This is a genomic window from Serratia sp. TSA_105.2 (assembly GCF_052692115.1).
On the sequence record NZ_JBQZFT010000006.1, the window covers coordinates 47626 to 63527 of the forward strand.

Here is a 15902-nt window from a genome sequence, read left to right on the forward strand (position 1 = left end):
TCAGGCGAAGAAGCTCAGAATGGTATTGATTACCGTACGCTGATTGACATCAGACATATTGTAGAACAGCGGCAAACGCACCAGGCGCGCGCTTTCCTGTGTGGTGTAACGATCTTCACCGGCAAAGCGACCGAACTGTTCACCGGCCGGGCACGCGTGCAGTGGGATATAGTGGAACACCGCCATGATTTCGGCTTCCTTCAGGTAGTCGATAAAGGCCGTGCGCTCTTCAATATCACGCAGCTTGATATAGAACATGTGCGCATTGTGCTCGCAGTCCGCCGGGACGATCGACAACTCGATGCGCCCTGACTGCGCTAACGTCAGGAAGCTGTCGTAGTACTTCTGCCACAGTGCCAAACGGCGCTGGTTGATGCGTTCCGCCACTTCCAGCTGGCCCCACAGGTAGGCGGCCTGCAGGTCAGACATCAGATAGCTGGAACCGATGTCGCGCCAGGTATATTTATCGACCTGGCCACGGAAGAACTGGCTGCGGTTGGTGCCTTTTTCGCGGATGACTTCCGCCCGGTCGATCAGGGCCGGATCGTTCACCAGCGTCGCGCCGCCTTCGCCGCCGGCGGTGTAGTTTTTGGTTTCATGGAAACTGAAGCAGCCGATATGGCCAATGGTGCCCAATGCCTTGCCTTTGTAGGTCGACATCACGCCCTGCGCGGCGTCTTCCACCACGAACAGGTTATATTTCTTCGCCAGCGCCATGATGGTATCCATCTCGCAGGCAACGCCGGCATAGTGCACTGGCACAATCGCGCGGGTTTTATCGGTGATTGCCGCTTCAATTTTGGTTTCGTCGATGTTCATGGTGTCTGGACGCAGGTCGACGAACACCACTTTGGCGCCGCGCAGCACAAAGGCGTTGGCGGTTGAAACGAAGGTAAAGCTCGGCATGATCACTTCGTCACCCGGCTGGATATCCAGCAGGATGGCGGCCATTTCCAACGACGCGGTGCAGGAAGGCGTCAACAACACTTTCGCGCTGCCGAAACGCTGTTCCATCCACTGCTGGCAGCGACGGGTGAAACCGCCATCGCCGCACAATTTGCCGCTGCCCATGGCAGCCTGCATATATTCCAGTTCAGTGCCAACAACCGGTGGAGCGTTAAATGGAATCATGTCTACCTCTGTATAACCAATACGCGGTGCTTTCAATCACGGCACCCTGTCGTTGATAGAGTCGTAATGCGCTGATATTGCCTACCTGTGTCGCAACCCGCAGGCGCTGCATCCCCTGCTGCCGACATTCGGCGATCGCCGCGGCCATCAGCCTGGCGCCCACGCCCCGGCCGGATGCGCCAGGGAAAGCCGCCAGCAGGCCGATGCGCGTTTCCTGACCGCCAATGTCACGCAGGCTGACAAAGCCTTCGGGTTGCCCCTGTTCGCCCAGCGCCAACAGGCACTGATGATCAAAAGTGCCCAGAACGGCCTTTTCGATCCAGGCCGCATAGAATCGCCCACTATCGGCGCGATCGTACCACGGTGCACGAAACCGGCTGGCGGCGAACACCTCACCGGCGGCAGCGCGCAATGACGGGATATCCTCGGGAACGGCCAGACGCACCGCAGCCGCCGAAGCGCCATCGGCCGTCGTGCTTTCAGGCGCAACGTTCAGTGCCACGTCCACTTCCCCTTCGACCAGCCGGAATCCCAGCGCCGACAGCGCATCGGCCCACTCCAGGCGGCAAGCGGGGATTTTGGCCTGCACCAATGCATAAGCGTTCAAATCAGCTTCAGCTACAGACGCCGCCGAGTTATCGAAATGTAACTTGGCGCTTTCCAAGTGGAAGAAGTCGCTCTCCCACTGCAGCGGTTCAATACTGGCGTGGACGCGCATGCAATAAATCCAGTAAGTATTTGCCGTAACCGGTTTTGGCCAGCGTCTGAGCCGCGCGTTTCACGCCCTCGTCATCCAGCCAGCCATTGCGCCAGGCGATCTCCTCAAGACAGGCGATTTTAAAGCCCTGGCGTTTCTCGACCGTCTGCACGAAGCTGCTGGCTTCCAGCAAGCTGTCGTGCGTGCCGGTATCCAACCAGGCGAAACCACGCCCCAGCAGCTCGACGTTCAGCTCTCCGCGTTCCAGATACATCTGGTTAATGCTGGTGATTTCCAGCTCGCCGCGCTCCGAAGGCTTCACCTGTTTGGCAAACTCCACCACCTGGCTATCGTAGAAGTACAGGCCGGTCACCGCCCAGTTAGACTTCGGTTTAACCGGTTTTTCTTCGATCGACAGCGCGCGGAAGTGGTCGTCAAACTCCACCACGCCAAAGCGTTCGGGATCCATCACCTGATAGCCAAACACGGTCGCGCCGGTGGAACGAGCCGCAACGCTTTTCAGCTTGGGACTGAACCCCTGACCAAAGTAAATATTGTCACCCAATACCAGACAGCTCGGCTCACCGGCCAAAAATTCTTCACCGATCAAAAATGCCTGAGCCAGGCCATCGGGACTTGGCTGTTCGGCATAGCTGAGAGTGATGCCGAATGCTTCTCCGCAGCCTAACAAACGCTTGAATGAAGGCAAATCTTCCGGCGTGGAGATAATCAGAATGTCGTTGATCCCCGCCAGCATCAGCACCGACAACGGGTAATAGATCATCGGCTTGTCGTAGATCGGCAGCAGTTGCTTGGACACACCACGAGTAATCGGATGCAGACGCGTACCGGAACCGCCAGCCAGAATAATACCTTTCATACGTACTCCAAAACCCGCCGCGCCGCCGCAAAGCGGCGCGGCGTTAGATTAATCTGACAGCCCCAAACGCTCGCCGGCATAAGAACCGTCTTGCACCCGGCGCCACCAGGTTTCGTTGTTCAGGTACCAAACCACGGTTTTGCGAAGGCCGCTTTCGAACGTTTCCTGCGGCCGCCAACCCAACTCACGATCGATTTTGCCGGCGTCGATGGCGTAACGCATATCGTGGCCAGGGCGATCCTTCACGTAAGTGATCAGATCGCGGTAGTTCGCCACGCCCTGCGGCTTGTTCGGCGCCAGTTCTTCCAGCAGATCACAAATGGTCTGCACCACTTCAATATTCTTGCGCTCGTTATGGCCACCGATATTGTAGGTTTCGCCTACCACGCCTTCGGTCACGACCTGATAGAGCGCGCGCGCGTGATCCTCGACATACAGCCAGTCGCGCACCTGCGCGCCGTTGCCGTATACCGGCAACGGTTTGCCGGCTACCGCATTCAGAATCACCAACGGAATCAACTTCTCCGGGAAGTGATAAGGGCCGTAGTTGTTCGAACAGTTGGTCACGAGGGTCGGCAAACCGTAGGTGCGCAACCAGGCGCGAACCAGGTGATCGCTCGACGCCTTGGAGGCGGAATAGGGACTGCTCGGCGCATACGGCGTGGTTTCGGTGAACAGATCGTCGGTGCCGTGCAGGTCGCCGTATACTTCGTCGGTGGAGATATGATGGAAACGGAAAGCCTGCTTCTTCTCCGTCGCCAGCGGCTGCCAGTAGTGGCGCGCCGCTTCCAACAGGGTATAAGTGCCGACCACATTGGTCTCGATAAACGCCGCCGGGCCATCGATAGAGCGATCGACATGGCTTTCCGCCGCCAGGTGCATCACCACGTCCGGCTGATACTGGGCAAATACCCGATCCAGCTCGGCGCGATCGCAGATGTCGACCTGTTCGAAAGCATAGCGCTCGCTCTCGGCCACCACCGCCAGCGATTCAAGGTTGCCGGCATAGGTCAGCTTATCCACCACCACCACGCTGTCATCGGTGGCTTCGATGATGTGTCGCACGACCGCAGAACCGATAAAGCCGGCACCACCGGTCACCAAGATACGTTTCAACGCCAGACTCCCTTGGTATCGACCACCCAGGTTTGTTTGATTTCTTCCGGCCGGATGGCCTTGAACTGCTGGTGATCGACCAACATCACGATCACATCGGCCTGCTGCAACGCCTCAGCGATTGGCGTCAGCGTCACATGGCCCGCCAGCGACTTCGGCAGCTGTTCAACGTTCGGTTCCACCGCCAGCGTCTCACCGACGTGCCATTCGGCGATCAGGTGCGCCACTTCTACCGCCGGGCTTTCACGCAGATCGTCGATATTCGGCTTGAAGGCCAGGCCGAAGCAGGCAATTTTCACCTCGGACGCACGCTTGTCGGTGGCGGCCAGGCAATCGGCTACCGCCGCTTTCACCCGGTCGACCACCCACAGCGGTTTACCGTCGTTCACCAGGCGTGCGGTGTGAATTAAGCGCGCCTGCTGCGGGTTTTGCGCCACGATAAACCACGGATCAACGGCGATGCAGTGACCGCCTACGCCCGGCCCCGGCTGCAGAATATTCACCCGCGGATGACGGTTCGCCAGGCGGATCAGTTCCCAGACGTTGATCCCCTGTTCGGCGCAGATCAACGACAATTCGTTGGCAAAGGCGATATTCACGTCGCGGAAGCTGTTTTCCGTCAGCTTGCACATCTCGGCAGTGCGCGAGTTGGTGATCACGCATTCGCCCTCGAGGAAAATCTTGTACAGCGCGCTGGCTCGTTCCGAGCACTTTGGCGTCATGCCGCCGATCACACGGTCGTTTTGAATCAGCTCCACCATCACCTGCCCCGGCAACACGCGCTCCGGGCAGTAGGCGATATTCACGTCCGCCGCTTCGCCCGCTTGCTGCGGGAAGCTGAGATCGCTGCGCGCCTGTGCCAGCCATTCCGCCATCTGTTCGGTGGCACCTACCGGCGAGGTGGACTCCAGGATCACCAGATCGCCTTTTTTCAGCACCGGCGCCAGCGATTTCGCCGCCGCTTCGACATAAGCAAGATCCGGCTCGTGATCGCCCTTGAACGGCGTAGGCACCGCGATCAGGAACGCATCGGCCGCCAGCGGTTTGGTTACCGCTTGCAGGAAACCGCCGTCGACGGCGTCCTTGACCACTTTGTCCAGATCCGGCTCGACGATGTGGATCGCACCGCGGTTAATGGTATCTACCGCATGTTGGTTAACATCTACACCCACCACTTTTTTCTTGCGGGAAGCGAACGCCGCCGCCGTTGGCAAGCCGATATAACCCAGGCCGATAACCGAAATAGTGTCAAAACTCATAGTGTCACCTGATGATTCTTTAAAGCTTCGAGGATACGCTGACAGGCATGTCCGTCACCGTATGGGTTGTGCGCCCGACTCATCGCGTGATATTCGCTTTCGTCCGTCAACAGCCGGGTCACCGCTTCAACAATTTTGGCCACATCGGTGCCGACCAGACGCACCGTGCCCGCATCTATTGCTTCCGGGCGTTCAGTGGTTTCGCGCATCACCAGCACCGGTTTGCCTAACGATGGCGCCTCTTCCTGAATGCCGCCGGAATCGGTCAGGATCATGTAAGCCTGGGTCATCAAATAGACAAACGGCAGATAATCCTGCGGCTCGATCAGCATGACGTTGTCGATGCCTTTCAAAATGCGATTCACTGGCTCACTGACGTTCGGATTGAGATGCACCGGATACACCACCTGCACTTCCGGGTGATTGCGGGCGATTTCCGCCAGCGCGCTGCAAATTCGCTCAAAGCCGCCGCCAAAGCTTTCGCGGCGATGGCCGGTGACCAGAATCAGTTTCTTGTCGGCATCGAGGAACGGGTAACGCTGCGCCAAGTCAGCTCGCAGCGCGGCATCGCTCATCACACGGTCACGCACCCAGAACAGCGCATCGATCACCGTATTGCCGGTCACGAAAATACGGTTGTCCGGCAGCAGCTCGCGCAACAGATTTTGGCGCGAGTTCTCGGTTGGCGCGAAATGGTACATCGCCAGATGGCCGGTCAGTTTGCGGTTGGCCTCTTCCGGCCACGGAGAATACAGATTGCCGGTGCGCAGCCCGGCCTCGACATGCCCAACGGGAATCCGTTGATAGAACGCCGCCAGGCTGGTCGCCAGCGTGGTGGTGGTATCGCCGTGCACCAGCACCACGTCCGGTTTGAACTCTTCCAGCACCCCTTTCAGCCCTTCCAGGATACGACAGGTGATTTCCGTTAACCCCTGGCCGGGTTTCATGATGTTCAGGTCGTAATCCGGCGTGATCTCAAACAACCGCAATACCTGATCCAACATCTCACGATGCTGTGCCGTTACGCAGACTCTTGCGTCAAAAGCCTCATCCTGGGCCAGTGCATGTACCAGCGGTGCCATTTTAATGGCTTCAGGTCTGGTGCCGAAAACAGTCAACACTTTCACAGCGAATCTCTTTTGGTCGGTTAATCGCAGGCCCCGCCTGCGAATGGGGCGCTCACGCGCCCCGCATCAGATTATTATATTATTTTTTAACTACGCGGCCGACGCGCCAAGGCAACACCCGCGCCGACCAAAGCGCCCATCGCGCCCCACAAAATCAGCCAGAATACCCGGCGCGGGCTGTCGCGTTTTACCGGCTCCTCCGGCGTGCGCAAATAACGATAGGTCTGGAACTTCTCATCCAACGTCGGGCCAACGTTCAGCGTCGCCAGCATCGCACGGTTCTGATCGTAATCCAGGTCATAGGTCGGGCCGGAGGCCTGCAGGCCTTCCAGACGCGCCTGCAGCATTGGCCGGCCCAGCAGGAACAGATCCGAATCCGGCAGTTGCTCGGCCGGAGTGTCGGTTTGCGCGCGGCTGATCCCCTGGCTTTCGGCGATTTTCAGCGCCTGCTGCGTGGTGTTCAGCTCGCGCTTGTAAACCGACTCCGCCACCGCTTCCTGGCGCTTGACCTGCGCTTTCATCGAGGTGGTGCGAGCGGCCCACGCCCCCTGAATCTCTTCATTCAGGTGCAGGGCAGCGCGGTGGCTGGCGAAAGCCACGTATTGACGCAGCAGGCGGTTGGCGTCCGCAGCGGTTTCCGCCGTCAGCTTCACGCCGTCGTTCGGCACTTTCTTGTCGTCGCGGGGCGTAAACAGGATGTTGTTGATCAGCTCGTCGAGCAGCGTCGCATCGGCGCGAGCATCCCCTTCCTGACGTTGCTTGTAGTAATCGCTCTGCAGCCAGAAATCGCGACGCGTATCGTAAGCCGCCAGTTGCATGATGAACTCATTGTAAGCTTCATCCGCGATGCTCGGCTGATCGCCGGCCGTCGCCGGCAGCGTGCGCACGTCCAGATTACGCAGGAACTGCTGTTGGGAGTAGTAACCGCCCAACGCATTCACCGTGGGTTTGTCGGTGATGGCGGTCGCGCTCCACTCTTGCTTAACCAGATAAGAGACGATCAACGCGACCGCCGCGAACAGCACCGCAATGCCGATAATCCACGGTTTGCCGCGCCACAGGGTGCAGCACAGGCCGCGGATATCGAGTTCGTTATCCACCGCCGGGGTATGCTTGTCAGACGTTGTTTCTGGATTCATCACAGCCAAAAAGCCTCTGGTTAAGATACTTGCTTGTTATCGCTCGAACGCCGCAGGCGACGCTTGATACGCTTAATGTACCGCGCAACCCGCCAGGCGCGCTTGATGCAGTAACCGTACAGGAAGAAAGCAAGCAAGAATAATGCCAACATAATCCACTCAGGGATAAAAGTCAGGCGCTCGCCGATCACACCAACCGCAGCTAACAACACGGCAGCCAGAGTGATGAGCACAAAAGCCTGCCTTGGCGTAAAACCGGCGCGCATGATCAGATGGTGAATATGTTGACGATCGGGAGAGAAGGGACTCATTCCTTTGCGCAAACGACGATACATGATCGCTATCATATCCATCAGCGGAATCGCGATGATCCACAGCGCAGTCACCGGATTGATCGAGCGAGTGGCTCCCTGCGAACTTTGCAGCAGCAACCAAATGGCGGTAAAGCCGATCAGGGTGCTACCGGCATCGCCCATGAACACTTTATAGCGGCGGCCGAGGATACCGAGGTTGAGCAAAATATAGGGAACGATGGCAGCGATCATAGCAAAGCACCAGAACGCCAGCTCGTTATGGCCGCTCAGGTACAGCAGCAGGCCTAGCGCACCGAAGGAGACACACGACAACCCACCCAGCAAGCCATCAATGCCGTCAACCATATTGAAAGCATTGATAGCCGCCCATACCGCAAACAGCGTCACCAAATAGCCAAAGGGACCCAGTAAGACTTCCCAGTTACCCAGTACATGGCCAAAGCTGCGCAGATACAAACCGGCGCACACCATCATGGCAATGCCTACCAATGCCTGAACTAACGCCCTGATCTTAACGCTGATATCAAAACGGTCATCCAAGGCACCGATGAACACTAAAATGCCCGCGCAGGTGAGGTAAAGTTCACTGTGTGCAATCTTTTGTTCCGATATAAAGAAAGCGAAACATAGACCGGCATAGACCGCAATACCGCCAACCAACGGAATTAATCCTTGGTGACGTTTACGATAGTTCGGCTTATCGACCAACCCAATGCGTTTCGCTACCTTACGGGCAACAAAGAGGAAAGCTAAGGAGAATAGGAAAACAAATAGAATTTCAGTACTCATAGTGAGTAGGTTCACAATTAACAGATCTCGTAAGAAGATAAGGCAGCTTAACATGGGCGACAGGCTATGCCATGAGATCCCGTTGCCTTTCAGTCATTTCTTATGATGCGGGAATTCATTCTCATTCGCCCCAGCACCGCGGCCAATTCCGGCTGTAACATGTCGCACACCCAGATATCGAAAACAAGAAGAATTCTCAATAAGTCGTAGAAACAACTTACTTTTCCATTACCGCTACTTATCGTATCCGCCAAAAGCAAAAAACGCCACGACTAGGCGTGGCGTTCAGCGAATTTTTTAACGAATTATGAGCGTTTCATCATATCGAAGAATTCATCGTTGGTTTTAGTCATCGCCAACTTATTAATGAGGAACTCCATCGCGTCAATCTCACCCATCGGATGAATGATTTTGCGCAAGATCCACATTTTTTGCAGCTCTTCGGAGGTGGTAAGCAGCTCTTCTTTACGGGTACCGGAGCGGTTGTAATCGATCGCAGGGAATACGCGTTTCTCGGCGATTTTACGCGCCAGGTGCAATTCCATGTTGCCGGTACCTTTAAATTCTTCGTAGATCACTTCGTCCATCTTCGAACCGGTATCAACCAGCGCGGTCGCGATGATGGTCAGGCTGCCGCCCTCTTCCACGTTACGTGCCGCACCGAAGAAACGCTTCGGACGATGCAGGGCGTTGGCGTCCACACCACCGGTCAGCACCTTGCCGGAAGCCGGTACCACGGTGTTGTAGGCACGCGCCAGACGGGTGATGGAGTCAAGCAGAATGATCACGTCTTTCTTGTGCTCAACCAGGCGCTTGGCCTTCTCGATTACCATTTCGGCCACTTGCACGTGGCGCGAAGCCGGTTCGTCGAAGGTCGATGCGATCACTTCGCCTTTCACCAGGCGCTGCATCTCGGTCACTTCTTCCGGACGTTCGTCGATCAGCAGCACCATCAGCACGCAGTCTGGGTGGTTGTAAGCGATGCTCTGCGCAATGTTCTGCAGCAGCATGGTTTTACCGGCTTTCGGCGGTGCCACGATCAGACCGCGCTGGCCGCGGCCAATCGGTGCCGCCAGGTCCAGTACGCGCGCCGTCAGGTCTTCGGTCGAGCCGTTGCCGCGCTCCATCCGCAGACGGGAATTGGCGTGCAACGGCGTCAAGTTCTCGAACAGGATCTTGCTGCGGGCGTTTTCCGGCTTGTCGTAGTTGACTTCGTTGACTTTCAACAGGGCAAAATAGCGCTCGCCTTCTTTTGGCGGACGAATCTTACCGGAAATGGTGTCACCTGTGCGGAGGTTGAAGCGGCGGATTTGGCTAGGGGATACATAGATGTCGTCGGGACCGGCGAGGTAGGAACTGTCTCCAGAGCGGAGGAAACCGAATCCATCCTGCAATATCTCGAGCACGCCGTCGCCGAAGATATCTTCTCCGCTTTTCGCATGTTGCTTCAGAATGGAGAAGATAATGTCCTGCTTGCGCATGCGGGCAAGGTTTTCCAGCCCCATATTTTCGCCGAGAGTAATCAGCTCAGAAACCGGCGTATTCTTTAATTCGGTAAGATTCATAGTGGTGGGTTCTTAAACTCGGGGTATGTCTCGAACTTGTATCGTGAATGGTATGGCAGCGAAATGCGTGCCTGTTTACTGGACGTTCGATCACCGGGCGCAGAGCCGTCGCGGTAAGAAATGGCTTACATCGGGCGCACGCATTGACGGTTGAAGATCGAAGGTACCTTAAAAATGATTTTTGCAAAACCGTTTGATTGCCAAAACACGGGCTGAGTTCAGTTTACTTTCAACGCCAGTGGTTCGACACAGAGTATAGCTTTAGATTCAAACTCTTTAGATTTAAAACTTCGGGCAAGTTCTATATGCAGTGTGGTTAAACTTAACACGCTTCTTGGCAGGCGTCTAGCGGTGAATTGAACATCACCGCCAGGCGCCTGATACGGGGCTTCCCGCCCGATTACAGATTCGCGTTCAGGAAATCTTTGAGCTGACCTTTGGACAACGCGCCAACCTTGGTCGCGGCCACTTCACCGTTCTTGAACAGCAACAGCGTAGGGATGCCACGGATACCGTACTTAGGCGCGGTAGCCGGGTTCTGATCGATATTCAGCTTGGTGATGGTCAGTTTGCCTTCGAACTCTTCGGCAATCTCATCCAGAATCGGAGCAATCATCTTGCACGGCCCACACCATTCAGCCCAGAAATCGACCAGGATCGGCCCTTCCGCTTTCAGCACGTCAGCTTCGAAGCTGCTGTCAGTCAGGTGAATAATTTTATCGCTCATGTTCTACTCCACAGGATTATGTCTACCTTGTTGGTGTAGCATTAACCAACTCAAGGTGATTTTATTGCACCGCGTTTATTTCAACGGATGTGCTTTCGTAAAGCAATAGTTAGCTGATATTCTACCACACTATGAGCAAAACACACTTGACCGAACAGAAGTTTTCCGACTTCGCCCTGCACCCGTTAGTCCTTGAAGCCCTTGAGAAAAAAGGGTTTCACAATTGCACGCCCATCCAGGCGTTAGCATTGCCGCTCACGCTCTCCGGGCGTGACGTTGCAGGTCAGGCGCAAACCGGTACCGGAAAGACGCTGGCGTTTTTGGCGTCTACTTTTCACTATTTGCTGACTCACCCGGCGAAACAGGATCGCCAGACCAATCAGCCGCGCGCCTTGATCATGGCGCCTACGCGTGAACTGGCGGTGCAAATCCACTCCGATGCAGAAGCGCTCTCCCAGAGCACCGGCCTGAAACTGGGCCTGGCCTACGGCGGCGACGGCTATGACAAACAGCTGAAAGTGCTGGAAAGCGGCGTGGACATTCTGATTGGCACCACCGGCCGTTTAATCGATTACACCAAACAGAACTATGTCGATCTCGCCGCGATGCAGGTTGTCGTGCTGGATGAAGCCGATCGCATGTACGATCTCGGCTTTATCAAAGACATCCGTTGGCTGTTCCGTCGCATGCCTGCGGCCGATCAACGCCTGAACATGCTGTTCTCCGCCACCCTGTCCTATCGCGTACGCGAACTGGCCTTCGAGCAGATGAACAACGCCGAATATGTTGAAGTGGAACCGGAACAGAAAACCGGCCACCGCATTAAAGAAGAGCTGTTCTACCCGTCCAACGAAGAAAAAATGCGTCTGCTGCAGACGCTGATCGAAGAAGAGTGGCCGGATCGCGCCATCATCTTCGCCAACACCAAGCACCGCTGCGAAGACATCTGGGGCCATCTGGCCGCCGACGGTCACCGCGTCGGCCTGCTGACCGGTGACGTGGCGCAGAAAAAACGCCTGCGTATTCTCGAAGACTTCACCAAAGGCAACCTCGATATTCTGGTCGCCACCGACGTCGCCGCGCGCGGTCTGCACATTCCTGCTGTCACCCACGTCTTCAACTACGATCTGCCTGACGATTGCGAAGATTACGTGCACCGCATCGGCCGTACCGGCCGTGCAGGCGCCAGCGGCCACTCCATCAGCCTGGCATGTGAAGAGTACGCGCTCAACCTGCCGGCGATCGAGACCTATATCGACCACAGCATTCCGGTGAGCAAGTACAACAGCGATGCGCTGCTGACCGATTTGCCGGCGCCGAAGCGCCTGTCGCGCCCGCGCGGCGGTAACGGCCCACGTCGCAACTCCGCGCCTCGTCGCGGCGGCGCGCCGCGCAACAACCGTAAACGCCCGAGCTGATTGCCATGCTCAGCTCCAGCACGCTTTATGCTGCTATCGATCTCGGCTCCAACAGCTTCCACATGTTGGTGGTGCGCGAGGTGGCCGGCAGCATTCAGACTCTGGCGCGGATCAAGCGGAAGGTGCGCCTCGCGGCCGGGCTGGATCAGAACAATCACCTGTCGCATGAGGCCATGCAGCGCGGCTGGCAGTGCCTGCGGCTGTTCTCCGAACGCCTGCAGGACATCCCGCGCGAGCAGATCCGCGTCGTCGCTACCGCCACGCTGCGCCTGGCATCCAACGCCGATGAGTTCCTGCAGGTCGCCGAGCAAATCCTCGGCTGCCCGGTGCAGGTGATCAGCGGCGAAGAAGAGGCGCGGCTGATTTATCACGGCGTCGCGCACACCACCGGCGGGCCGGAGCAGCGGCTGGTCGTCGACATCGGCGGCGGCAGCACCGAACTGGTCACCGGCACCGGCGCACAGGCATCGCAGCTGTATAGTCTGTCGATGGGCTGCGTCACCTGGCTGGAGTGCTACTTCAGCGATCGCAACCTTGGGCAAGAAAACTTCGAGCGCGCCGAACAGGCCGCGCGCGAAATGGTGCGGCCGATCGCACCGCAGTTGCGCCAGCAAGGTTGGCAGATCTGCGTCGGCGCTTCCGGCACCGTGCAGGCGCTGCAGGAGATCATGGTGGCGCAAGGCATGGATGAACGCATCACCCTGCCCAAGCTGCGCCAGCTGAAACAGCGCGCCATTCAGTGCGGTAAGCTGGAAGAGTTGGAGATCGAAGGGTTGACGCTGGAGCGCGCGCTGGTCTTCCCGAGTGGCCTGTCCATTCTGTTGGCCATCTTCCAGGAGCTGGGCATCGAGAGCATGATGCTGGCCGGCGGGGCGCTGCGTGAAGGCTTGGTTTACGGCATGCTGCATCTGCCGGTGGAGCAGGATATTCGCATCCGCACCATCCGCAACCTGCAGCGCCGTTACCTGATCGACACCGAGCAAGCCGAGCGCGTCAGCCAGCTCGCCGCCAACTTCTCGCAGCAGGTCGCCAACGAGTGGCAGCTGGACGCACGATGTCGCGAGCTGTTGCACAGCGCCAGCCTGATCCACGAACTCGGCCTCAGCGTCGATTTCAAGCAGGCGCCGCAACACGCCGCCTACCTGATCCGCCACCTGGACTTACCCGGCTTTACCCCGGCGCAGAAAAAACTGCTGGCCACCCTGCTGCAAAACCAGAGCAACCCTCTCGACCTGTCGCTGTTAAACCAGCAAAACGCCCTGCCGCCGCGTACCGCGCAGCGTCTGTGCCGCATTTTGCGCCTGGCGATCATCTTCGCCAGCCGCCGCCGCGACGACACGCTGCCGGCGGTGCGTTTACGCGCCAATCAGGACGATGAACTGACGGTGATCTTGCCGCCGGGTTGGCTGGAACAGCATCCGCTGCGCGCCGAGGCGCTGGAGCAGGAAAGCCACTGGCAGAGCTACGTCCACTGGACGTTGCGGTTGGAAGAACAACGTTAAAATGACCAGGGCGCGATGAGCGCCTGAGGTTAATGGCAAACCTGATGGCATTGCCAGGTTTACAGAAGACAACATATAAAAATAAGGAAAATCAATTCATTGATTTTCGGCTGATAACCACACAGGAGGAAAAACCACGCTTTTTCCTCCTGTGTCAGTAATCTAGCCCTGTCTTTTTAATTCCCGCCTTTAGCCTTGGCCAACTGGGCGCGGATATTGGCCAGATGGCTCTGCCCCTTCTGCATCCGCTCCTGCGGGCTCACCACTTTGCGCTCGGTTTCCCACGCCAAATCGTCCTGCGGCAGCTCCAGCAGGAAGCGGCTCGGCTCCGGCCGCACCAGCTCGCCATACTGACGGCGCTCGCGGCACAGGGTGAAAATCAGCTCTTTTTGCGCGCGGGTGATCCCCACATAGGCCAGACGCCGTTCTTCGTCGACATTGTCTTCATCGATGCTGCTCTGATGCGGCAGCAGCCCCTCTTCCATGCCCACCAGGAACACATAGGGGAACTCCAGCCCCTTGGAGGCATGCAGCGTCATCAGCTGTACCTGATCCAGCTCTTCTTCGCTTTCGCCACGCTCCATCATATCGCGCAGGGTGAAGCGCGTCACCACCTGGGTCAGCGTCATCGGCTCGTCCAGATCGTTGCCTTCCAGCATCTCCGTCATCCAGCCGAACAGCGTGTTGACGTTCTTCATCCGCATTTCGGCGGCCTTCGGGCTGGTCGAGGTTTCAAACAGCCAGCTCTCATAATCCACGCCGCGGATCAGATCGCGCACCGCCGCCACCGGCTCACGCTCCGCCTGCTGGGCGATGCCGCCCAGCCAGTGGGTGAAACGCTGCAACGATTCCAGCCCGCGTCCGGTCAAATGCTGGCTCAGCCCCAGATCGAAACTGGCGTGGAATAAACTCTTGTTGCGCTGGTTGGCCCATTCGCCGAGCTTCTGCAGCGTCGCCGGGCCGATCTCGCGCTTGGGGGTATTGACGATGCGCAGGAAGGCGCTGTCATCCTCCGGGTTGGTCAGCACGCGCAGGTAGGCCAGCAAATCCTTGATCTCGGGGCGCGAGAAGAACGACGTGCCGCCGGAAATCTTGTACGGAATGCGGTTCTGCATCAGCATCTTTTCAAACACCCGCGACTGGTGGTTGCCGCGGTACAGGATCGCATAGTCGCCGTAGTTGGTCTTTTTCACGAAGTGGTGGGCGATCAACTCCCCCACCACCCGCTCGGCTTCGTGATCCTCGTTGTTGGCGGTCACCACCTTCAGCTCTTCGCCATATCCCAACTCGGAAAACAGCCGCTTTTCAAACACGTGCGGGTTATTGGCGATCAGAATGTTGGCCGCCTTCAGAATGCGCTCGCTTGAACGGTAGTTTTGCTCCAGCTTGATCACCTGCAGCGCCGGGAAATCTTCCTTCAACAGCACCAGGTTCTGCGGCCGCGCGCCGCGCCAGGAGTAGATCGACTGGTCGTCGTCACCCACCACGGTAAAGCGCGCGCGGTTGCCCACCAGCAGCTTCACCAGCTCGTACTGGCTGGTGTTGGTATCCTGGTACTCATCCACCAGCAGGTAGCGGATACGCTGCTGCCAGCGTTCGCGCACCTCTTCGTTGCGTTGCAGCAACAGCGTCGGCAACAGGATCAGGTCGTCGAAGTCCAGCACGTTGCACGCCCGCATATGGGCGTGGTACAGGCCGTAGCAGTGAGCGAACAGCTTGTCGCGTTCCGAGCGCGCCAGCTCCGCCGCTCGCTGAGGATCGATCAGGTCGTTTTTCCAGTTGGAGATGGTCGAAATCAGCTGCGCTACCAGCGTTTTGTCACTTTCCAGCCACTGTTCGGTCAGCTCTTTCAACAGCGCCAGCTGATCCTGATCGTCGAACAGCGAGAAGTTAGACTTCATCCCCAACGCCACGTATTCCCGCTTGATGATCTCCAGCCCCAGGGTATGGAAGGTGGAAATCATCAGCCCGCGTGCCTCTTTGCGCCCCAGGGTTTGCGACACGCGCTCTTTCATCTCGCGCGCGGCCTTGTTGGTAAAGGTTACGGCGGCGATGTGCCGCGCCTGATAGCCGCAATGGTGGATCAGGTGGGCTATCTTGTTGGTGATAACGCGCGTCTTGCCGGAACCGGCACCGGCCAACACCAGGCAGGGCCCGGTAACGAATTCGACGGCTTGTTGTTGGCTGGGGTTTAATCGCATGGTGCTGGCTTGCTCGGCTGTAAAACGTGGAAGGGAA

The 15902-nt window shown here is 57.6% G+C and carries 13 protein-coding genes; 2 read left to right on the top strand and 11 right to left on the bottom strand.

The features are described from left to right. From rffA to trxA, 10 genes are all read right to left on the bottom strand, one after another. Positions 1 to 1131 (bottom strand): dTDP-4-amino-4,6-dideoxygalactose transaminase, encoded by a 1131-nt coding sequence (gene rffA, locus ACUTSC_RS17870; protein WP_197768282.1) that lies wholly within the window; start codon positions 1129 to 1131, stop codon positions 1 to 3. Further along, on the bottom strand, positions 1118 to 1849 hold the full coding sequence (gene rffC, locus ACUTSC_RS17875) for a dTDP-4-amino-4,6-dideoxy-D-galactose acyltransferase (protein ID WP_197768283.1): 732 nt from the start codon (positions 1847 to 1849) through the stop codon (positions 1118 to 1120). Before rffC ends, rffA begins: the two co-directional genes overlap by 14 nt. Beyond that, positions 1827 to 2708 (bottom strand): glucose-1-phosphate thymidylyltransferase RfbA, encoded by an 882-nt coding sequence (gene rfbA / locus ACUTSC_RS17880; protein WP_197768284.1) that lies wholly within the window; start codon positions 2706 to 2708, stop codon positions 1827 to 1829. Before rfbA ends, rffC begins: the two co-directional genes overlap by 23 nt. 48 nt (positions 2709 to 2756) lie before the next feature. Next, positions 2757 to 3824, bottom strand: a complete 1068-nt coding sequence (gene rffG, locus ACUTSC_RS17885) for a dTDP-glucose 4,6-dehydratase (RefSeq protein WP_197768285.1) — start codon at positions 3822 to 3824, stop codon at positions 2757 to 2759. Then, positions 3821 to 5083, bottom strand: a complete 1263-nt coding sequence (gene wecC, locus ACUTSC_RS17890; protein ID WP_197768286.1) for a UDP-N-acetyl-D-mannosamine dehydrogenase — start codon at positions 5081 to 5083, stop codon at positions 3821 to 3823. Before wecC ends, rffG begins: the two co-directional genes overlap by 4 nt. Beyond that, positions 5080 to 6210: a non-hydrolyzing UDP-N-acetylglucosamine 2-epimerase gene (wecB, locus tag ACUTSC_RS17895; protein WP_197768287.1), complete on the bottom strand. Its 1131-nt coding sequence runs from the start codon at positions 6208 to 6210 to the stop codon at positions 5080 to 5082. Before wecB ends, wecC begins: the two co-directional genes overlap by 4 nt. Before the next feature lie 86 nt (positions 6211 to 6296). Then, complete coding sequence (wzzE, locus tag ACUTSC_RS17900) at positions 6297 to 7349, bottom strand: ECA polysaccharide chain length modulation protein (RefSeq protein WP_197768288.1); 1053 nt, start codon at positions 7347 to 7349, stop codon at positions 6297 to 6299. Between the two features lie 20 nt (positions 7350 to 7369). Next, positions 7370 to 8467, bottom strand: coding sequence for a UDP-N-acetylglucosamine--undecaprenyl-phosphate N-acetylglucosaminephosphotransferase (gene wecA, locus ACUTSC_RS17905; protein WP_197768289.1), 1098 nt, complete (start codon positions 8465 to 8467; stop codon positions 7370 to 7372). Positions 8468 to 8757: 290 nt separating this feature from the next. Further along, entirely contained in the window at positions 8758 to 10017 is a 1260-nt protein-coding gene (rho, locus tag ACUTSC_RS17910) for a transcription termination factor Rho (protein ID WP_004934188.1), read from the bottom strand. Between the two features lie 400 nt (positions 10018 to 10417). Beyond that, positions 10418 to 10744 carry a thioredoxin TrxA gene (trxA, locus tag ACUTSC_RS17915; RefSeq protein ID WP_004934187.1) on the bottom strand — a complete coding sequence of 109 codons (327 nt, stop codon included), beginning with the start codon at positions 10742 to 10744 and terminating at the stop codon, positions 10418 to 10420. A 131-nt stretch (positions 10745 to 10875) separates the two neighbouring features. Between trxA and rhlB the strand changes: the two genes are divergently transcribed. Both rhlB and ppx read left to right on the top strand, forming a co-directional pair. After that, positions 10876 to 12162, top strand: coding sequence for an ATP-dependent RNA helicase RhlB (gene rhlB, locus ACUTSC_RS17920; RefSeq protein WP_197768290.1), 1287 nt, complete (start codon positions 10876 to 10878; stop codon positions 12160 to 12162). Positions 12163 to 12167: 5 nt separating this feature from the next. Further along, positions 12168 to 13664 (top strand): exopolyphosphatase, encoded by a 1497-nt coding sequence (gene ppx, locus ACUTSC_RS17925; RefSeq protein ID WP_197768291.1) that lies wholly within the window; start codon positions 12168 to 12170, stop codon positions 13662 to 13664. Between the two features lie 176 nt (positions 13665 to 13840). On the opposite strand, the gene rep is transcribed toward ppx, so the two are convergent. Further along, on the bottom strand, positions 13841 to 15865 hold the full coding sequence (rep, locus tag ACUTSC_RS17930) for a DNA helicase Rep (RefSeq protein WP_197768292.1): 2025 nt from the start codon (positions 15863 to 15865) through the stop codon (positions 13841 to 13843). Between the last annotated feature and the right edge of the window lie 37 nt (positions 15866 to 15902).